Source organism: Ruegeria sp. CDSC042 (assembly GCF_059610745.1).
The window spans coordinates 170,758-187,874 of record NZ_JBXWOF010000004.1 but is presented as its reverse complement, the minus strand read 5'-3'; the positions used below and the strand labels follow the sequence as shown (position 1 = coordinate 187,874).

The following is a 17,117-nucleotide window of genomic DNA, read 5'->3' as shown; positions in this document are numbered from 1 at the left end:
CCTCTCTGCCTCATTTGATTTCGGGCAAGGACGTTCCGGCGCAGGTGATTAAACCTGGCGCAAATGATCGGAGACTACCATGGCAGGCTGGCCCCTATTCTTTGCTGCACTGATAGCGTTTCTGGCGACCCATGCGATACCAGCGCGCCCCGCTGTGCGCGATCGCCTGATCACTACGTTCGGACGGCGCGGGTATTTCGTGGCTTATTCCATCTTGTCTCTGCTGGTTCTGGGTTGGTTGATCATCGCCGCAGCGCAAGCCCCGTATGTCGAGGTGATCCCACCCATTTGGATATTCCGCTGGATTCCCGTTCTGATGATGCCCGTAGTGTGCTGGCTCGCGGTTGCGGGCTTGACGATCCAGAACCCGTTTTCATTTGGTGGCTTGAGCCAGCGCCCGTTCGATCCAGAAAAGCCCGGTATTCTGCGCACCACGCGCCACCCGGTTTTGGTGGCGCTGTTGGTGTGGGCTGTCGCTCATCTGCTGGCCAATGGCAGCCTGTCCCACGTGATTTTGTTCGGTTTGTTTGCGGTATTTGCTGCGATGGGGCTGCCGCTGATTGATCGACGCAAGTCCCGTCAGATGGGTGCTGAATGGGGTCGGCTGTCGCGCAACACTGCAAGGTTTTCGTTGCGTGCGCCACGCCCTTGGCCGCCTGTTTGGATCGGGTTTGTAGCGCTGGCGGCATTTGCAATCCTGCTTCACCTACACGAACCGGTGATCGGATTGTCTCCGCTGCCATAAGCTGAGTGGTGGTCGGGGCGGGTCGTGCGTGCTATTTGATGTTTCGAATTGTTGCGACAAGGGGATTTGCATGTACCTCGCCTATGTTACGACCACCGACCGTGGTGCAACCGACCGTCTGCTGAGCGCGGCTGCGGATCGCCTTTTGGCCGCAGATGCGCAGTTGGCGGGTGTGGTGCAAACCAACACCGAATGCGCCGACAGCAGCAAGTGCGACATGGACGTCCGTGTCCTGCCAGAGGGAGAGACCATCCGGATTTCGCAATCTTTGGGTACACAGTCGCGCGGCTGCCGTCTGGACCCTGCGGCACTTGAGCGGGCAGTTGGATACGTGACGGCATCGCTGGCAGAGAATCCCCATTTGCTGATCGTTAACAAGTTCGGCAAGCACGAGGCGGATGGGCGCGGTTTTCGCCCGGTCATCGCTGAAGCACTGGCGCAGGACATTCCGGTTCTTGTCGGGGTGAACGGCTTGAACGCGGCTAAATTCGAAGAATTCACGGGCGGCGGTGCCGAGCAGATTGAGCCCGACCTTGAGGCGATCTTGGCCTGGTTTGACCGGGTCACTGCGCAACGTGAAGCTGCCGCCTGACAGAGCGGTCATAAGGCGGGGCCATCGGTCCTGCCAATTTCTGCTTGGTACGGTGTGATCAGCGATTCATCACTCGCGCTGGCAAAGCTTGCTGGATGTCTGGAAGAAAATGGTGGGCGACCCTGGAATCGAACCAGGCGTGCGTCTCCGCGAGGGAGTTACAGTCCCCTGCCACACCTTGCGGCCTGTCGCCCACTGTCAGGCGTTGCACCTGACGTGGAGGCGTGATTACTAGCGCTCTAAAGGAGCGTCAACAGGAAAATACTGCTTTGACGCAGGAAACCGAATTCGCGGCCCGGAGGCCAAAGAAATGAAGAAACCCAAGTGGGTCGTCGAAAAAGAACAGGCGCGCAAAGCTGCCGCATCCGAAACTGTTTGGCTGTTTGGTCTGCATGCGGTGCGGGATGCGCTGATGAACCCAAACCGCACAAAATTGCACCTGATTGTGACGCGGAATGCGCGGGACAAGCTGGTGGAAGCCATTGAATTTGCAGGTATTGAGCCCGAGATGGTTGATCCACGCAAATTTACCGCTCCGATTGACCCGGGGTCGGTTCATCAGGGCGCGGCCCTTGAGGTTAAGCCTTTGGAATGGGGTGGTCTGGCGGAAAACTGCATCGGGCGCGAACACCCGCGCGTCATTTTGTTAGACCGCGTAACCGACCCCCATAATGTCGGAGCGATTCTACGGTCAGCTGAGGTTCTTGGAGCCAGCGCTGTAGTCGGTATGCGCCATCACGCGGCGCCGGAAACTGGCGCGCTAGCCAAGACCGCCAGCGGCGCACTGGAACGTCAACCCTATTTGCGGGTGCGTAACCTGGCTGATGCCATTGTCGAGTTGCAGGGAATGGGGTTTCTGGTTCTAGGACTGGACGGCGAGGCGGACGACACGATCGAGGCCGCCTTGAGAGGTAACCCGGACCAGCCAGTGGCATTGGTGTTGGGCGCAGAGGGGCCGGGCCTGAGGCAAAAAACCAAAGAAACCGTCGACAAGTTGGTCAAAATTGACGCTGTGGGCGGGTTTGGTTCTCTCAATGTCTCAAATGCGGCGGCGATTGCCCTATATGCTTCTAGGCAAAGATAACGACAGGAGAACGCCATTTCCACGCCATCCAAAATTGCGACCTGCTGTTATTGTGGGACCCGGGCAGCGCTTGTTCTAAAAGGCACGCAGCGCCAAGAGCTCAGTTGTTCAAGCTGCGGTGCCCCGCTGCATAACCTCAAGATGATGCCAAAGCGCAAACTGGACGATGCCAAGGCGAACCGTCAAACAGCCAAGCAGGATCGTCCCTACAAAGGCAAAAAGAAGAAGAAAAAAGGCGTCTTCTCACGGGTGCTGGATGAAGCCTGGGATGTGATCGAGGACATTTTCGACTAAAGGCTGGCGTTGCCGGTTCGAATGTTCACAAGCGCGTTAAAAGGGGTTTCAGTTGCGATAATAAATTGCATCTTGATACCCTGAGTTTCTATTTGTGATCCGATGACCATGAACAGACGTTTCCTTTTTGGCGCGATTGCCGCCTGTGTGATTGCTCTTCCTGCGTTTGCGCAGGATCTGCCCGTCTTCTATCGGACGGACGGTGCAGCCATGGCGGGATATGATGCGGTGTCCTATTTCAATGGCGAAACACCTGTTCGGGGTCAGCCTGAATACGCGGTTATGTGGAAAGGCGCTGAATGGCACTTTGCCACCGCTGAGAATCGGGATGCGTTTGAGATGAATCCGCGTGCCTATGCACCTCAGTTCGGCGGGTACTGCGCCTTCGCAATGGCGCAAGGAGAGCTTGTCAGCACCGATCCGACTATTTGGCAGGTGATTGACGGTCGGCTGTATCTTACCCACTCGCCCGAAATCGAGCGCATCTGGCAGACCGATACCGCCGCCTATATCCGCGAGGCCGAGGCGCATTGGCCAAGCGTTCTGTATGAATAACAGGGCGACGGCCGTTTTTTCTGATCTGTCATCACAAAATCGCGCGCTACCTCTTTTTTTCTCTGAACTCATGCTTAAATGTCACAGTGACCGCGGAACGGAACTGCCGCGGGTCATTTCACTGTCCCTCGTTCCAACAACTGGCGCTCAGGTATTCCTGGGCGCTTTTTTCTTTTGGAAAGGGCGACTAGGGTGCCCAAATGACTGAATATTCCGATGATTTACTGACCCAGATTCTAAAGCGTTCCAAAACCATTGCTGTGGCGGGCGTGTCGATGAATCCGGTGCGACCCAGCTATTATGTGGCGCGGTATTTGTCGCTTAAGGGATACAAAGTGATCCCTGTGAACCCCGGCCATGCGGGCAAGATGTTGTTTGGTCAGACAATCCGTGTGTCACTGTCCGAGATTTCCGAACCGGTAGACATGGTCGATATCTTCCGCCGGTCCGAAGCCGTCCCGCCCATTGTCGATGAGGCGTTAGAGGCGTTCCCCAATCTGCGCACAATCTGGATGCAGATCGGGATTGAGCATGCCACGGCCGCGGCCACAGTGCAGGCGCGTGGGGTGGATGTGGTAATGAACCGCTGTCCCAAGATCGAATATCAACGCCTGTTTGGTGAGTTGCGCATGGGTGGTTTTGCCACCGGAATGATTTCGTCGAAACTCTGAGCGGTTATTCACCGAGATATGGTTGCAGTTCGCCGAATTGTTCCAAACGCCGCTTTTCCAGAACCACTTCGCGCGGAACCCAGTCATAGCGCGTGTCTTGTGGTAAGGGCGTCCAGTACAGCACGCCGCCATAGCGCCAGGGGTCCAGCACAACACCGTCATACATTGTCTCGCCTTTGCGACTGATGATTGCCGTGCTGTGGTCGATCCGGAACGGGTTGTCGGCATTAGCGATGGCGCGGTGCATTTCCAGCGTCTGGAAGTTTTCCTGATCCAGCCGCCGTTCGATATCCTCGGCCCAGTGCCAACACAGTCCGCGCGGCTTCAGGCCCTTGTTGACTTTGGCATTGTGGATCAGTGGCGGGTCGGTGATCTGATATTCCTGAGCCAGTTGATCGGTGTAGGCATAGGCAATGCTCGCGGCGCGGTTGGCCTCTTCAGGGTCGATGTCAGGCCCGAGGTTGCGGATTTCAGACGCCAGGCGCTGAACTTCATCACTGGTGGACGGCGGGGCAATTGCGCAGGACCCCAGAACGGCTAGCGCCAGCCCAAATACCAAAGCTCTGATCATCTGCGCGCCCTTTGACCTGCGAACCTGTCAGGATCAGAATAATGGATCGACAACACCTGCGTCACCCCTTGGGTCGCGCGGCCTTTTCCGCGATGCCGCTGGTGCCCTGACGCCGGGCCAGTTCGGCCAACACATCATCCAGCGCCACATCGCGCGCGGCCAGCATGACCAGCAGGTGATACAGTACATCCGCCGCCTCTGAGGTCAGCTTGGCCTGATCGCCCTTAACCGCCTCAATGATGGCCTCAACCGCCTCTTCGCCGAATTTTTCGGCGCATTTCTCGGGGCCTTTGGCCAACAGCTTGGCGGTCCAGCTGCCTTCAGGATCCGTCCCTTTGCGGGCCTCAATCGTTTGGGCCAGCTCGTGCAGAATGCTCATGTAAGCCTCATCGGGATGCCAGCGGCGGCCATGTGTTCCTTGGCCTCGCGGATGGTGAATTCGCCGAAGTGAAAGATCGATGCGGCAAGGACAGCGCTGGCACCGCCTTCGGTGACGCCTTCGACCAGATGATCCAGAGTTCCAACCCCGCCCGAGGCGATCACTGGTACATTGACAGCATCCGAAATGGCGCGTGTCAGAGGCAAGTTGAACCCGGCTTTGGTACCATCGCGATCCATCGAGGTCAGCAGAATTTCACCCGCGCCCTTGGCGACGACGGTTTTGGCGAACTCGACCGCGTCGATGCCAGTGGGCTTGCGTCCGCCATGAGTGAAAATTTCCCACTTGCCGGGGCTGACGGTTTTGGCGTCGATGGCACAGACGATGCACTGGCTGCCGAATTGATCGGCGGCTTGGGCGATCACATCCGGGTTTGCCACTGCCGCCGAGTTGAAGCTGACCTTGTCTGCACCCGCCAGCAAAAGAGCGCGCACGTCTTCCTTGGTCCGCACGCCGCCGCCAACGGTCAGGGGTACAAAGCACTGTTCCGCTGTGCGCTGCACCACATCGAACATGGTCCCGCGGTTTTCATGGGTGGCATGGATGTCCAGAAAGCAAATCTCGTCAGCGCCTGCCGCGTCATAGGCCTTGGCGGATTCCACCGGGTCACCCGCATCGCGCAGGCCAACAAAGTTAACACCTTTGACAACGCGGCCATCGGCGACATCCAGACAGGGTATGATACGGGTTTTCAGCATCTCTCGTCCTTTGTTGGCGCACCTCTAACGGCAAAGCCCCGCCGATGCCAGACTTGTGATTGTCACAACTCTGGAACCTGTGAAAACTGTCCCCAATTCATCAGGAGATCAATGAGATGCGTAGACTCTTTTTAGCAACCACTTTCATTTTCGCAGGAGCAGCTGCCGCAATGGCTGACGATATCATCAAGATGAAGACCGACAAATCGGTGACCCAGGCGCTGGACGCGCTTGAGACGGCGATTGGCAACGCGGGTGCAACGGTTTTTGCGCGGATCGACCACGCCGCCGGAGCTGAAAAGGTCGGAACGCCGATCCCGCCCAATCAGGTGCTGATTTTCGGCAATCCTGCGCTGGGTACGCCTGCAATGCAGATCGACCCCCGTGCCGGACTGTTCCTGCCGCTCAAGGTGCAAGCGTATGAAGATGCCGACGGTCAGGTTTGGCTGATCTATGAAGATCCAAAAGAGACGATGGATGAGTTCGACGCGGTCGAAAACTCTCCCATCATCGAGAAAATGCGCGGGGCGCTGGCAAAGCTGACTGCGGCTGCCGCGCAGTAAATCAGGTCAGGGCGCGAATGGCCTCTGCCAGGTCAATCGCGCCGTCATACAGCGCCCGGCCGGAAATCGCGCCGTTCAGTTCCACACCGCAATCACGCAGAGCAATCAGATCATCCAATGAGCTGACGCCGCCTGACGCGATCACCGGGATCGATACGGCACGGGCCAAGTCCGCGGTGGCCTCAATGTTAGGGCCCTGCATCGCGCCATCGCGGTTGATATCAGTATAGATGATTGCAGCAACGCCGGCATCCTCGAAGCTGCGCGCCAGATCAGTGACCTGCACATTCGTCTCTTCAGCCCAGCCTTTGGTCGCGACCATGCCGTTGCGGGCATCAATGCCAACGGCAACTTTGCCGGGAAAGGCTTTGGCCGCCTTGCGCACCAGATCCGGGTTCTCGACCGCGATTGTGCCCAGAATCACTCGGGCCAGACCTTTGTCGATCCAGGTTTCAATGGTGGCCATGTCGCGGATACCGCCGCCAAGCTGGGCGGGAACGTTGCATTCCTTCAGAATTGCCTCGACTGGGGCGGCGTTGACCGGCTCACCGGCAAAGGCACCGTTCAGGTCAACCAGATGTAGCCATTCGCACCCCGCGTCGACAAAGGCACGGGCCTGGGCGGCGGGGTCTTCATTGAACACGGTCGCTTTGTCCATTTCACCGCGCAGCAGGCGCACGGCCTGTCCGTCTTTGAGGTCGATGGCAGGATAGAGGATCATGTTGTCAGGCCTTGAATCGCTGTTTTCCCGGCGGGATATCGCACAGGCAGGGCAGGGGATGCAACGCGACGCAAAGTCAATCTTGCCCCACGTCCACCAGCGCGCCAGACTGCTGGTCAAATAGGGAGGATTTTATGAAGAAAACAACTTTTGCAGCAGCCTTGGGGCTGGCATCTCTGATTTCGGGAGCGGCGATGGCCGACCCGGTTGACGGTCTTTGGAAAACCCAGCCCGGAGACACCGGCGGATACCTGCATGTTTCGATTGCCGAATGCGGCAGCGCGATTTGCGGTACCATCGATACCGCTTTTGACAAAGACGGGAATGAACAGCTGGAATATGAAAATCTCGGCAAGCAGATCATCTGGGATATGGTGTCCGATGGCGACGGCACCTATGGCGGGGGCAAGATCTGGGCTCCGGACAGAGACAAGACCTACAGCTCGAAAATGACCCTGGACAGCCAGAACAAGCTGACCGTCAAAGGTTGTGTTGCGGGTGGATTGGTGTGTCGCGGGCAGGACTGGACACGGGTTCAGTAACCGCTCAGGGCGTCCAGGTCAGGAAATTCCCGATCATGCGCAGGCCCACATCCTGGCTTTTCTCAGGATGGAACTGCATCCCGACCATAGTGTCACGGCCAATTACGGCCGTGACGTCCTGACCGTAATCCACATATGCCAGACGCTGTGCGGGATCGCTGACCCGGAAATGGTATGAGTGGACGAAATAGGCGTGATCGCCTGATGTGACCCCGGCAAAGACAGGGTGTTCGCTTTCCAACACCAGATCGTTCCAACCCATATGCGGCACTTTCAGCGACCGGTCTGACGGCGCAATTTGCACCACATCCCCGGCAATCCAGTCCAACCCATCGGTGTCAGTGTACTCATGACCTTTCGAGGCCATCAGCTGCATACCCACGCAGATACCCAGAAATGGGCGGGCTTTCTGCTCGACCGCTTCGACCATCGCGTCATAGATACCCTTGTGCCCGCGCAGCTCGGCCGCGCAGGCAGGGAAAGCGCCGTCACCGGGCAGTACCAGCCGGTCGGCTCGTGCAACGACATCCGCGTCTGAAGTTACTACGACCTCGCCGGCGTCCAGTTCACGCGCCATGCGCTGAAACGCCTTTTCAGCGGAATGCAGATTGCCGCTTTCATAGTCGACAATGGCGGTGAGCATTTACAACGCGCCCTTGGTCGACGGAATCGCATCTGCTTTGCGCGCATCGGTCTCAACCGCGTCGCGCAATGCGCGCGCGACAGCTTTGAACGCCGCTTCTGCGATGTGGTGGCTGTTGAACCCGTGCAACTGGTCGATATGCAGAGTGATGCCGCCATGAGTGGCCAGCGCCTGAAAGAACTCGCGCACCAGTTCAGTGTCGAAGGTGCCAATCTTGGGAGTCGGCAGGTCTACGTTCCAGATCAGAAACGGTCGCCCTGACAGATCCAGCGCACAGCGCACCTGTGCATCGTCCATCGGCAGGTGACATTCGCCATACCGCCGGATGCCCTTTTTGTCGCCCAAGGCCTGTGTCAACGCTTGCCCCAGTGCGATTCCGGTGTCCTCGACCGTGTGGTGGTCGTCGATGTGGTAATCGCCCTTGGCACGGATCGTCATGTCGATCAGAGAATGGCGCGCTAACTGATCCAGCATGTGGTCAAAGAAACCGACGCCGGTCTGATTGTCATACTGGCCGGTCCCATCCAGATTGACCTCGACCGTGATCTCGGTTTCGGCGGTCTGACGGCTGATCTTTGCGCTGCGCATGGGCGAATTCCTTTTACTACAGGCGTGCTTATAGACGGGGTAGGGCGGGTTGATCCAGACCATCCGTCGCAATCGCCGCAAACTGTTGCAGGGGATTGCGCCCGGGCGCAGCCCATGTCAGCCTGCGGCCAACTCAACCAACAAGGCTCGGCCCATGTCCACTTGTGTTTTCATCCAGATCCGCTGCAAACCCGGCACCACTTACAAGGTGGCTGAAGAGATCGCGTTGCGCGAAATCCACTCGGAGCTCTACTCTACCAGCGGCGAATATGACCTGCTGCTGAAGCTTTACATCCCCGAGGCCGAGGATGTGGGACATTTCATCAATGAAAATCTGCTGGTGATCTCGGGTATAGAACGCTCGCTGACCACAATGACGTTCAAGGCCTTCTAGCCCTGCTCAAACGTGGTCACGCGGAAGATTCGGTCCGGGTCGTGATTGGAGTGCTTCGGCGCGGTGTCAAAGACGTTCTTACGCGCCGCCCGCGCGGCCAATGTGAAGGTGGCTTTGTTCGGTTGCGGCATATGAACATATACGCGGGTCATGCTTTTTCAGCAGGCCGCGCCATAAGAAAACAGCGTTGAGTGAGAGGGTTTGTATCTGGAGCGGGCGAGGCGATTCGAACGCCCGACCCTAACCTTGGCAAGGTTATGCTCTACCCCTGAGCTACGCCCGCATCAGATACATATTTGGTCCGGAGACCTCTCAATGGAGCGGGCGAGGCGATTCGAACGCCCGACCCTAACCTTGGCAAGGTTATGCTCTACCCCTGAGCTACGCCCGCGCCGTTGAGTGAGGCGTGAAGTATTAATTCTGGCGGAAAGCTGCAAGGGGAAAAACGCGACTTTTGCAAAAAATCTTCTCGTGCGGAGGAAATCCAGACAGACTTGACCTTGCGTAGCAGCAGCCCAGTTCAACTGGACCGGTCGAGATTCCGCGTTAAGCTTTGCCCAGAGCTTAGGAATATTAATAGACGGAGCCACCCATGCTGACAATTACACCGGTTTATGCGGCATTAGCCGCCTTTTTGTATCTGGCGCTGAGCCTTCGGGTCATTGGCCACCGACGGGGCGAAAAGGTTTCCTACGGGGATGGTGGCAAGGGGCAAATGATCAAGGCGATCCGGACTCATGGCAATTTCGCCGAATACGCGCCGTTTGCGCTGTTATTGATGGCAATGGTTGAATTGCAGGGCGCCAGCGGGTTGCTGTTGAACCTGTTGGGATTGGCCTTGCTGGGTGGTCGCCTGCTTCATGCATATGGGTTTGGCAGGTCTCCGCAGATCGTTATCCTCAGGCAAATCGGAATGCTGCTGACATTTGGTTCAATCCTCGTAGCTGCAATAGCCAATATTGTGTTGGCGGTGTGAGCGCGGTGGGTCGCTCACGCCGAAAAAGGCCACCGTTTTACCCAGATTCAATTATTAACTAACTGTCAACGTTGTCTCAGGTGCTTGATTTTGTGGTATCTGCTGCCACTGCTCAAGAAGGACAGGTGAATAATATGAAGCGGTTCTTGTTACTTTCGCGTGTAGTTGCACCTCATTTCTGCTGCTTGGCGCTGTAAGCTTTGTGGCAGTTGTTGCCGCACCTGATATGGCCATCGCCAAAAATGGTGGCGGCAAAGGCAATGGCGCTGGCAAAGGCAATGGTGGTGGAAATGGGAACGGCGCGGATAAGTCTGGCGACAAGTCCTCACAGGTGAAAGGTGGCAAGTCCTCGGGTAAAAAGGGGACGGGCAAAGGGTTGCTCGCCAGTCTTGGCCTAAAAAAGCAAAAAACTGCCAAAACGGGCGCTACGACTCAAAAGAAAAACGGGCTGGTCGCTTCGATTGGTAATCTGGTCAAGGGCAATAAGAAACCTGCCAAGATGACCAAAGTTACCACTGCTGTCGTTGATGAGAAGCCGGTTCACCCCAACAAGCACGGCAAATTGCATCGGAGCTTAAAGGTCTGAACGCGGCCCATGCCAGCCAAACGGCTCTCATGAATGCGTCCCCGAACAGTATGCCAGGAAAGCTGTACTCTTATCAGCAGAACATCCTTGGTCATACCGACGCGACGACAGATCTGCAGGATAAGAACGACGAACTGGAAGACCTGCAGGAACTGACCGCAGAAGAGATCGAAGAGGCCTATGAGCCGACCGAGGACGAGCTTGCCGAGGGCATCACCGCTCAGGACAAGTACGACGACGCGGTCGAAGCGGCTGAGCTGGCTGTAGAGGAGGCCGAGACAAACCTGGCCGGATCTTCTGACCCGCAAGAGGCTCTGGATACTCTGACCGGCGGTCGCGAGTTGTCTGACGACGCCCTGAACGAGCTGCACGACCTGCTGGGTCTGCCGGCGCTTGCGGATTATGATGTTTCTGATGATGAAACAGAAAAGGCATTGGTCGAAGATGAGGTTGAAGAAGAAACCGTAGACGGCTGAACCTTAACCCAATGAAATGGAAAAGGCGCGCCCCAGAGGCGCGCCTTTTTTTGCTATTCCAGCTCGATCAGCAGGTCCTTGGCGTCAATTTGACCGCCTGGCTGAACGTGGATGGCTTTGACTACGGCGTCCCTTTCGGCGTGAATGCCAGTCTCCATCTTCATGGCCTCGATGGTCAAAAGCATATCGCCTTCTTTGACCTCTTGTCCCGCAGTAACCGCAACGGTTGCCACGACACCCGGCATCGGTGCGCCGATATGTGCGAGGTTGCCGATTTCCGCTTTGGGTCGGGCCTGCGTGGTTGACGTCACCAGACGGTTTGGCACCCGGATCACACGGGGCTGACCGTTCAGTTCAAAGAACACTTTGACCTCACCATTTTCATCGGTTTCACCGATGGCCTGACAGCGAATTTCCAGAGTCTTCCCGGGATCGATTTCCGCGGCGATCTCTTCGCCGGGCTCCATTCCATAGAAGAATGTGCGCGTGGGCAGGGTGCGGACGGGGCCATAAATCCGGTGGCGACCCATGTAATCAAGGAACACCTTGGGATACATCAGGTATCCGTTCAGATCCTCGTCGTCGACCTCTTTGCCGTCAAGTTGTTTGGACAGTTCGGCGCGCGTTTCCTCCAGATCGACCGGGGGTACGTCTTTGCCGGGGCGGTCAGTGTTGGGGCTTTCGCCCTTAAGCGCCTTGCTGATGATCGCATCAGGGAACCCGCCCGGAGGCTGCCCCAGATTGCCGCGCATCATGTCGATGACCGAATCCGGGAAGGCCACGTCCGAGTCCGGGTTTTCGACATCGGCGCGCGTCAGCCCTTGGCTGACCATCATCAGCGCCATGTCGCCAACCACTTTTGACGAAGGCGTGACTTTGACGATATCGCCGAACATCTGGTTCACGTCCGCATACATCTGCGCCACTTCATGCCAACGCTCTTCCAGGCCAAGGCTGCGCGCCTGAGCCTTGAGGTTAGTGAACTGGCCACCGGGCATCTCGTGCAGATATACCTCGGATGCAGGGGCCTGCAGGCTGGATTCAAAGGCCGCATACTGGCCTCGGACCACCTCGAAATAGTCGCTGATTTCGCGGATGGCCTTGATGTCCAGACCGGTGTCGCGTTCCGTATGGCGCAGCGCTTCGACCACAGTGCCCAATGTCGCCTGAGAAGTGTTGCCACTGAAGCTGTCCATCGCGCAATCCACTGCGTCCACACCCGCCTCGGAGGCGGCCAGAATGGTGGCGCTGGCGATACCGGCAGTGTCGTGCGTGTGGAAGTGGATTGGCAACCCGACCTCTTCTTTCAGCGCACGGATCAAAATCTTGGCCGAGGCTGGTTTCAGCAGGCCGGCCATGTCTTTCAGGCCCAGAATATGAGCCCCGGCATCGCGCAGCTCTTTCGCCATGCCAACATAGTATTTTAGGTCATATTTGGCACGGTTCGGGTCCAGAATATCGCCAGTATAGCAAACGGTGCCTTCACAGATTTTACCGTTCTCGACCACCGCATCCATCGCGACACGCATATTTTCGACCCAGTTGAGAGAGTCGAAGACGCGGAACACGTCGATATTTTCCGACGCCTGACGAACGAATTCCTGCACCACGTTGTCGGGGTAATTGGTGTATCCAACCCCGTTTGCGCCGCGCAAAAGCATCTGGGTCATCAGGTTCGGCATCACCTCGCGCAGGTCACGCAGACGTTGCCACGGACATTCCTGCAAGAACCGATAAGCCACATCGAAAGTGGCGCCGCCCCAGCATTCGACGCTGAACAGCTGCGGCAGGTTGGCCGCATAGCTCGGGGCCACTTTGATCATGTCGATCGACCGCATCCGCGTCGCCAGCAGCGACTGGTGCCCGTCGCGCATCGTGGTGTCGGTGATCAGCAACTGGCGCTGAGCCTTCATCCAATCGGCCACCGCCTGCGGGCCCTTTTGTTCTAGCAGATTGCGGGTGCCCATCTGCGGTTCACTTTTCAGAGCCGGGGCCTTGGCCTCTTTCAGATCGGTACGCGGTTCGGGACGATCCTTGGTTTCGGGATGCCCATTCACGGTGATATCCGCAATATAGGTCAGAACCTTGGTGCCCCTGTCACGGCGTCGTTTAAAGGTGAACAGCTCGGGCGTCGTGTCAATGAACTTGGTGGTGTATTCATTCGACAGGAAGGTCGGGTGTTTCAGCAGGTTGATGACAAAGTCGATATTGGTGCTGACGCCACGAATACGGAACTCGCGCAGCGCTCGGTCCATTCGCGAAATCGCGGCCTGTGGCGTCGGGGCCCAGGCCGTGACCTTGGTCAGCAGCGAGTCGTAGTACCGCGTGATTACACCACCCGCATAGGCCGTGCCGCCATCTAGGCGAATACCCATGCCAGTAGCTGAGCGGTATGCGGTGATGCGACCGTAGTCGGGAATGAAGTTGTTCTGCGGGTCTTCGGTTGTGATCCGGGTCTGAAGGGCATGACCGTTCAGGTGCACATCCGCTTGGCTGGCGGCGCCGGTGGCTTCGGCCAACGATTTGCCCTCGGCGATCAGGATCTGTGCCTGCACAATGTCGATACCTGTGACTTCTTCGGTGACGGTATGTTCCACCTGAACGCGCGGGTTCACCTCGATGAAGTAGAACTTGCTGGTTTCCATATCCATCAGGAACTCGACGGTGCCTGCGCATTCATAATTTACATGGGCGCAAATCTTGCGGCCCAGTTCGCAGATTTCCGCGCGTTGTTCTTCGCTGAGATACGGGGCAGGCGCGCGTTCCACGACTTTCTGATTACGGCGCTGGACCGAGCAGTCGCGCTCATACAGGTGGTAAATTTCGCCATGTTTGTCGCCCAGAATCTGCACCTCGACATGGCGGGCGCGGATAATCATTTTTTCCAAATAGCCCTCGCCATTGCCAAAGGCAGCCTCGGCTTCGCGGCGGCCTTCCAGGACCTTTTCTTCCAGTTCGTCCTCGGATTCGATTGGGCGCATGCCGCGGCCACCTCCGCCCCAGGATGCTTTGAGCATCAGGGGATATCCGATCTCTTTGGCTTGTGACCGGATCGCGTCCATATCGTCGCCCAGCACTTCGGTCGCAGGTATCACCGGAACTCCGGCGGCGATGGCCACGCGGCGGGCGCTGGCCTTGTCGCCCAAGGCGCGCATGGTTTCGGCCTTTGGTCCAATGAAGGTGATCCCGTTCTGGACGCAGGCATCCACGAAATCTGGGTTTTCCGACAACAAGCCATAGCCCGGGTGGATGGCATCCGCACCACATTCCTTGGCCACGCGAATAATCTCGTCAATGCTGAGGTAAGCGGCAACCGGCCCCATCCCCTCGCCGATGCGATAGGCCTCGTCCGCCTTGAAACGGTGCAAGCCAAGCTTGTCCTCTTCCGCATATACGGCGACTGTGCGTTTGCCCATCTCATTCGCTGCGCGCATCACGCGAATGGCAATCTCGCCGCGGTTGGCGATCAGGATCTTGTCGAAATGTGTCATATCAGGTCCCGGTCCTGTTTGTTTGGCGAACTTCTAGGCGAACAATACGCGCAGGTATATCGGTGATTTGGGTAGAACCGGCATGTTAACGCTCGCAAACGCCTCCTGTTGGTGAATGCTTGATAGCCTTGCTGCGCTGCGGCATCAAGACTGGTGAATTGCGGCGTGATTTGGCGTGTTCATTATGGACTTTTTGGCCACGGTCGGCAGATGCTTTGCCAAGTTTCGACATAGCAGGCAAGTTGCGCGCATGGTCGTGCCGGGTGCCGAGCCGATTGACTTCAAGCACGTTGGGAATGAAAGGCCTGACTGTGTCCGGTTATCGTGGATGTGCAGCCCCGAGAGGTTTTGGGCAGATCGTTTGCGTACCGCTTGCCTCAAATCATTGCGTCACTTCTTTATCCGATCCTCTGAAAGATCACCGACCGTTTATGAGTCTAGGGATTGTGCCGCTCAAAAGCGATAGGGCTGGCTAGGACGGTTGGCAAGATCGCGATGTGGCCAAGATCTTGGAGAAAGCTAACAAGTATAGAAGTGGCTACTTTGCCCGCGCAGTCAGGCGCCGGGTAACTGGAGTTTTTGCTAAGTATTAGCTAGAGCTTCACGCCGCCGCGACTGGGCCTGAAGTCCGAACCTTTTGGCCGTTGCTATCAGCGGACCCGGTTTCGGTTGGCGTTCCCTTGGCGACTTGCACCTGATTGCGACCCTTATCTTTTGCCGCATACAGCGCATCATCTGCGGCGCGCATCAATTCTTGTGGAATGGTGCCATGGGCCGGATAATGTGAAACGCCGACGGAAATCGTAATTCGAGGCAGCGACTTGTCGCCATATCGAACTGAAACCGCCCCAACCGACTGCCGCAATTTCTCGGCACGGCTGATCGCGTCATCCGGGGTGTTATCCGGCAAGATCAGCATGAATTCCTCACCACCGATGCGGCAGGCAATTTCATCCCGATCACAGCCCTGCTCCAATGCGGCACCGACCGCGCGCAAGACCATGTCGCCTGCATCATGGCCATGGGTATCGTTGAACTTTTTGAAGTGGTCCACATCAACGGCGATCAGGCTAAGCGGTACACCGGTCTGCTGACTGCGCGAAATGGATTTGCGTAGGGTTTCTGTCATATGGCGACGGTTGAACAGCCCGGTTAGCGGATCGCGCACGGATTGGTCGTGCAGTTGATCGCGCATCCTGACATTCGCGATGGCCATGCTGATCTGTTCGGCACAGAGTTGCGCCAGCTTCCTGCTGACATGGAACTCTTCTTCGCGATCTTCAAGCGCGCGCAGATGCAGCAAGCCCACCGTTTCGCCATGTGCCAGAATCGGAAAGCAGAAATACGGACGCCCGTCATGCGGCTCTGCGTGTTCGCAGATGAAATCAATCTCGGAGGCGCCGAATTCATAGGTGCGACCCCGTCGCAAGCCCCAACACCCCTCAGGGTGGATATGTGCCTTATGGGTGCCGCCGTTCCAACTGGCGCAGCCATCAAGCACATCGCGCGAGTTCGAGTAGACGTAAACGCTGCCCTCTGCTTCGGGCAGGATATGGGTCATAAAACGTGAGACCATGTCGAACAGCTCATCCAGAGAACGGCTGGATTGCAGCCACTCGTTCAGCTCCCCTAGCAGCCGCACCTCACGCGCCAGCCGCAACTGGTCAGCCATCAGATCACGCTCTTTCTCGGATTGTTTGTGCAAAGAGCGCAGTTGCGCCCGGTTGGTCCTGTAGGTCACCAATGACACCATCGCCAGCGCCAACAGGGCCACACCGCTTAGAACGATCAGCGAAATTCTCAGCCGGGTTATGAAGGTCGCCCGCAAATCCGAGATATCGGTAAAAAACTCTATCGCACCGATGAAGCGACCGTTTTTTGTAACCGGCATAAAGACTTTGACTATGTGATGCGCACTGGAGTTCTGAATGTTGCCTGTGTGCAAGTCCAGGCCGTCAATCTCGGATAGGGGCACAACCTCTTGTAAATAGTACACCATTCCCCGGGCAACATCGGCGCGAAAGAACGCGCTGTCTTCGCGCAGGCCGACCTCACCTTGACGAGTGGACCAGACCACGCGTCCACTCGTGTCGAACAACCTGAACCGGTAGACATCCGATGCTTCGGGCATCGACGTCAGAAACTCTGCATCATGCCCATCTATATGGCCGGTTCGCAGCGTTGTTTCGGGGTCTTCAAGGTGCAAAACAACCCTGCGTTTCCACAATTCTGACTGTTTGAGGATATCTGTCCGCAGCATCCGTTCCACCAAGGGCGCAGGAAGCCGATAGACACCCCAACCCGCACCAATGGCGAGGCTGATCAGCAATAGGGTGATCCCGGTCCATTTGAGTCGATGATTGATCGTCCCCCGCTCAGCCAATGCCATATCCATATGCTCCCAAACCTTTGAGCCAAGCATCTGACCTAAGGCTTTACAGAGAGTTAATGGCATCAGTCGAACACCGCTTCATTTGGTTAGAATTGA

The 17,117-nt window shown here is 57.1% G+C and carries 21 protein-coding genes and 3 tRNA genes; 12 read left to right on the top strand and 12 right to left on the bottom strand.

The window, feature by feature from the left end; genetic code table 11:
- The first annotated feature begins 79 nt into the window (after positions 1-79).
- Complete coding sequence (locus tag AC2FHX_RS10720) at positions 80-745, top strand: NnrU family protein (protein ID WP_496701633.1); 666 nt, start codon at positions 80-82, stop codon at positions 743-745.
- A gap of 70 nt (positions 746-815) precedes the next feature.
- On the top strand, positions 816-1,337 hold the full coding sequence (locus AC2FHX_RS10715) for a DUF2478 domain-containing protein (RefSeq protein WP_142636856.1): 522 nt from the start codon (positions 816-818) through the stop codon (positions 1,335-1,337).
- A 110-nt stretch (positions 1,338-1,447) separates the two neighbouring features.
- On the opposite strand, the gene AC2FHX_RS10710 is transcribed toward AC2FHX_RS10715, so the two are convergent.
- A tRNA-Tyr gene (locus AC2FHX_RS10710) sits at positions 1,448-1,531 on the bottom strand.
- Between the two features lie 116 nt (positions 1,532-1,647).
- Between AC2FHX_RS10710 and rlmB the strand changes: the two genes are divergently transcribed.
- The 4 genes from rlmB (at position 1,648) to AC2FHX_RS10690 (ending at position 3,941) form a co-directional block, all read left to right on the top strand.
- Positions 1,648-2,421 (top strand): 23S rRNA (guanosine(2251)-2'-O)-methyltransferase RlmB, encoded by a 774-nt coding sequence (gene rlmB, locus AC2FHX_RS10705; protein ID WP_271949501.1) that lies wholly within the window; start codon positions 1,648-1,650, stop codon positions 2,419-2,421.
- A gap of 15 nt (positions 2,422-2,436) precedes the next feature.
- Positions 2,437-2,715, top strand: a complete 279-nt coding sequence (locus AC2FHX_RS10700) for a hypothetical protein (RefSeq protein WP_142636860.1) — start codon at positions 2,437-2,439, stop codon at positions 2,713-2,715.
- Between the two features lie 108 nt (positions 2,716-2,823).
- On the top strand, positions 2,824-3,270 hold the full coding sequence (locus AC2FHX_RS10695; protein ID WP_246097228.1) for a YHS domain-containing (seleno)protein: 447 nt from the start codon (positions 2,824-2,826) through the stop codon (positions 3,268-3,270).
- 200 nt (positions 3,271-3,470) lie between these two features.
- Positions 3,471-3,941 carry a CoA-binding protein gene (locus AC2FHX_RS10690; protein ID WP_142636864.1) on the top strand — a complete coding sequence of 157 codons (471 nt, stop codon included), beginning with the start codon at positions 3,471-3,473 and terminating at the stop codon, positions 3,939-3,941.
- 4 nt (positions 3,942-3,945) lie between these two features.
- Here AC2FHX_RS10690 and AC2FHX_RS10685 read toward each other — a convergent pair whose 3' ends face one another.
- The 3 genes from AC2FHX_RS10685 to hisF form a co-directional block, all read right to left on the bottom strand.
- Complete coding sequence (locus tag AC2FHX_RS10685) at positions 3,946-4,512, bottom strand: hypothetical protein (RefSeq protein ID WP_496701635.1); 567 nt, start codon at positions 4,510-4,512, stop codon at positions 3,946-3,948.
- A gap of 61 nt (positions 4,513-4,573) precedes the next feature.
- Positions 4,574-4,891: a phosphoribosyl-ATP diphosphatase gene (locus tag AC2FHX_RS10680; RefSeq protein ID WP_142636868.1), complete on the bottom strand. Its 318-nt coding sequence runs from the start codon at positions 4,889-4,891 to the stop codon at positions 4,574-4,576.
- Positions 4,888-5,649 carry an imidazole glycerol phosphate synthase subunit HisF gene (hisF, locus tag AC2FHX_RS10675; protein ID WP_271949509.1) on the bottom strand — a complete coding sequence of 254 codons (762 nt, stop codon included), beginning with the start codon at positions 5,647-5,649 and terminating at the stop codon, positions 4,888-4,890. Before hisF ends, AC2FHX_RS10680 begins: the two co-directional genes overlap by 4 nt.
- Positions 5,650-5,819: 170 nt before the next feature.
- Here hisF and AC2FHX_RS10670 point away from each other — a divergent pair, with 170 nt between their 5' ends.
- Entirely contained in the window at positions 5,820-6,212 is a 393-nt protein-coding gene (locus tag AC2FHX_RS10670; RefSeq protein ID WP_496690916.1) for a DUF302 domain-containing protein, read from the top strand.
- Between the two features lies 1 nt (position 6,213).
- Here the strand turns inward: AC2FHX_RS10670 and hisA are convergent, their stop codons facing one another.
- Entirely contained in the window at positions 6,214-6,933 is a 720-nt protein-coding gene (gene hisA / locus AC2FHX_RS10665) for a 1-(5-phosphoribosyl)-5-[(5-phosphoribosylamino)methylideneamino]imidazole-4-carboxamide isomerase (protein WP_496690915.1), read from the bottom strand.
- Positions 6,934-7,067: 134 nt separating this feature from the next.
- Between hisA and AC2FHX_RS10660 the strand changes: the two genes are divergently transcribed.
- On the top strand, positions 7,068-7,475 hold the full coding sequence (locus tag AC2FHX_RS10660; protein WP_496701638.1) for a DUF2147 domain-containing protein: 408 nt from the start codon (positions 7,068-7,070) through the stop codon (positions 7,473-7,475).
- 4 nt (positions 7,476-7,479) lie between these two features.
- Here the strand turns inward: AC2FHX_RS10660 and hisH are convergent, their stop codons facing one another.
- Complete coding sequence (hisH, locus tag AC2FHX_RS10655) at positions 7,480-8,118, bottom strand: imidazole glycerol phosphate synthase subunit HisH (protein ID WP_496701640.1); 639 nt, start codon at positions 8,116-8,118, stop codon at positions 7,480-7,482.
- Positions 8,119-8,706 (bottom strand): imidazoleglycerol-phosphate dehydratase HisB, encoded by a 588-nt coding sequence (hisB, locus tag AC2FHX_RS10650; protein ID WP_142636880.1) that lies wholly within the window; start codon positions 8,704-8,706, stop codon positions 8,119-8,121.
- Positions 8,707-8,860: 154 nt separating this feature from the next.
- On the opposite strand from hisB, the gene AC2FHX_RS10645 reads away from it, so the two are divergent.
- Positions 8,861-9,100 carry an Lrp/AsnC family transcriptional regulator gene (locus AC2FHX_RS10645; protein WP_142636899.1) on the top strand — a complete coding sequence of 80 codons (240 nt, stop codon included), beginning with the start codon at positions 8,861-8,863 and terminating at the stop codon, positions 9,098-9,100.
- Here AC2FHX_RS10645 and AC2FHX_RS10640 read toward each other — a convergent pair.
- From AC2FHX_RS10640 to AC2FHX_RS10630, 3 genes are all read right to left on the bottom strand, one after another.
- Entirely contained in the window at positions 9,097-9,252 is a 156-nt protein-coding gene (locus AC2FHX_RS10640; protein WP_496701642.1) for a hypothetical protein, read from the bottom strand. The two genes, AC2FHX_RS10645 and AC2FHX_RS10640, sit on opposite strands and share 4 nt — an antisense overlap.
- 56 nt (positions 9,253-9,308) lie before the next feature.
- Positions 9,309-9,383 (bottom strand) — tRNA-Gly (locus AC2FHX_RS10635).
- A 33-nt stretch (positions 9,384-9,416) separates the two neighbouring features.
- Positions 9,417-9,491, bottom strand: a tRNA-Gly gene (locus AC2FHX_RS10630).
- Positions 9,492-9,692: 201 nt separating this feature from the next.
- Between AC2FHX_RS10630 and AC2FHX_RS10625 the strand changes: the two genes are divergently transcribed.
- The 3 genes from AC2FHX_RS10625 (at position 9,693) to AC2FHX_RS10615 (ending at position 11,138) form a co-directional block, all read left to right on the top strand.
- Positions 9,693-10,076, top strand: a complete 384-nt coding sequence (locus AC2FHX_RS10625) for an MAPEG family protein (protein ID WP_496690910.1) — start codon at positions 9,693-9,695, stop codon at positions 10,074-10,076.
- A 226-nt stretch (positions 10,077-10,302) separates the two neighbouring features.
- Entirely contained in the window at positions 10,303-10,662 is a 360-nt protein-coding gene (locus AC2FHX_RS10620; RefSeq protein WP_496701644.1) for a hypothetical protein, read from the top strand.
- 29 nt (positions 10,663-10,691) lie between these two features.
- Complete coding sequence (locus AC2FHX_RS10615; protein WP_496701646.1) at positions 10,692-11,138, top strand: hypothetical protein; 447 nt, start codon at positions 10,692-10,694, stop codon at positions 11,136-11,138.
- Positions 11,139-11,191: 53 nt separating this feature from the next.
- On the opposite strand, the gene AC2FHX_RS10610 is transcribed toward AC2FHX_RS10615, so the two are convergent.
- Both AC2FHX_RS10610 and AC2FHX_RS10605 read right to left on the bottom strand, forming a co-directional pair.
- On the bottom strand, positions 11,192-14,629 hold the full coding sequence (locus AC2FHX_RS10610) for a pyruvate carboxylase (RefSeq protein ID WP_281994913.1): 3,438 nt from the start codon (positions 14,627-14,629) through the stop codon (positions 11,192-11,194).
- Positions 14,630-15,230: 601 nt separating this feature from the next.
- On the bottom strand, positions 15,231-17,051 hold the full coding sequence (locus AC2FHX_RS10605; protein WP_496701648.1) for a sensor domain-containing diguanylate cyclase: 1,821 nt from the start codon (positions 17,049-17,051) through the stop codon (positions 15,231-15,233).
- Positions 17,052-17,117: the final 66 nt, after the last annotated feature.

Coding starts and splice junctions, on each gene's coding strand:
- AC2FHX_RS10720 (WP_496701633.1), top strand. CDS start 80: ATGGCAGGCTGGCCCCTATTCTTTGCTGCACTGATAGCGTTTCTGGCG.
- AC2FHX_RS10715 (WP_142636856.1), top strand. CDS start 816: ATGTACCTCGCCTATGTTACGACCACCGACCGTGGTGCAACCGACCGT.
- rlmB (WP_271949501.1), top strand. CDS start 1,648: ATGAAGAAACCCAAGTGGGTCGTCGAAAAAGAACAGGCGCGCAAAGCT.
- AC2FHX_RS10695 (WP_246097228.1), top strand. CDS start 2,824: ATGAACAGACGTTTCCTTTTTGGCGCGATTGCCGCCTGTGTGATTGCT.
- AC2FHX_RS10690 (WP_142636864.1), top strand. CDS start 3,471: ATGACTGAATATTCCGATGATTTACTGACCCAGATTCTAAAGCGTTCC.
- AC2FHX_RS10685 (WP_496701635.1), bottom strand. CDS start 4,512: ATGATCAGAGCTTTGGTATTTGGGCTGGCGCTAGCCGTTCTGGGGTCC.
- AC2FHX_RS10680 (WP_142636868.1), bottom strand. CDS start 4,891: ATGAGCATTCTGCACGAGCTGGCCCAAACGATTGAGGCCCGCAAAGGG.
- hisF (WP_271949509.1), bottom strand. CDS start 5,649: ATGCTGAAAACCCGTATCATACCCTGTCTGGATGTCGCCGATGGCCGC.
- AC2FHX_RS10670 (WP_496690916.1), top strand. CDS start 5,820: ATGGCTGACGATATCATCAAGATGAAGACCGACAAATCGGTGACCCAG.
- hisA (WP_496690915.1), bottom strand. CDS start 6,933: ATGATCCTCTATCCTGCCATCGACCTCAAAGACGGACAGGCCGTGCGC.
- AC2FHX_RS10660 (WP_496701638.1), top strand. CDS start 7,068: ATGAAGAAAACAACTTTTGCAGCAGCCTTGGGGCTGGCATCTCTGATT.
- hisH (WP_496701640.1), bottom strand. CDS start 8,118: ATGCTCACCGCCATTGTCGACTATGAAAGCGGCAATCTGCATTCCGCT.
- hisB (WP_142636880.1), bottom strand. CDS start 8,706: ATGCGCAGCGCAAAGATCAGCCGTCAGACCGCCGAAACCGAGATCACG.
- AC2FHX_RS10645 (WP_142636899.1), top strand. CDS start 8,861: ATGTCCACTTGTGTTTTCATCCAGATCCGCTGCAAACCCGGCACCACT.
- AC2FHX_RS10640 (WP_496701642.1), bottom strand. CDS start 9,252: ATGACCCGCGTATATGTTCATATGCCGCAACCGAACAAAGCCACCTTC.
- AC2FHX_RS10625 (WP_496690910.1), top strand. CDS start 9,693: ATGCTGACAATTACACCGGTTTATGCGGCATTAGCCGCCTTTTTGTAT.
- AC2FHX_RS10620 (WP_496701644.1), top strand. CDS start 10,303: ATGGCCATCGCCAAAAATGGTGGCGGCAAAGGCAATGGCGCTGGCAAA.
- AC2FHX_RS10615 (WP_496701646.1), top strand. CDS start 10,692: ATGAATGCGTCCCCGAACAGTATGCCAGGAAAGCTGTACTCTTATCAG.
- AC2FHX_RS10610 (WP_281994913.1), bottom strand. CDS start 14,629: ATGACACATTTCGACAAGATCCTGATCGCCAACCGCGGCGAGATTGCC.
- AC2FHX_RS10605 (WP_496701648.1), bottom strand. CDS start 17,051: ATGCTTGGCTCAAAGGTTTGGGAGCATATGGATATGGCATTGGCTGAG.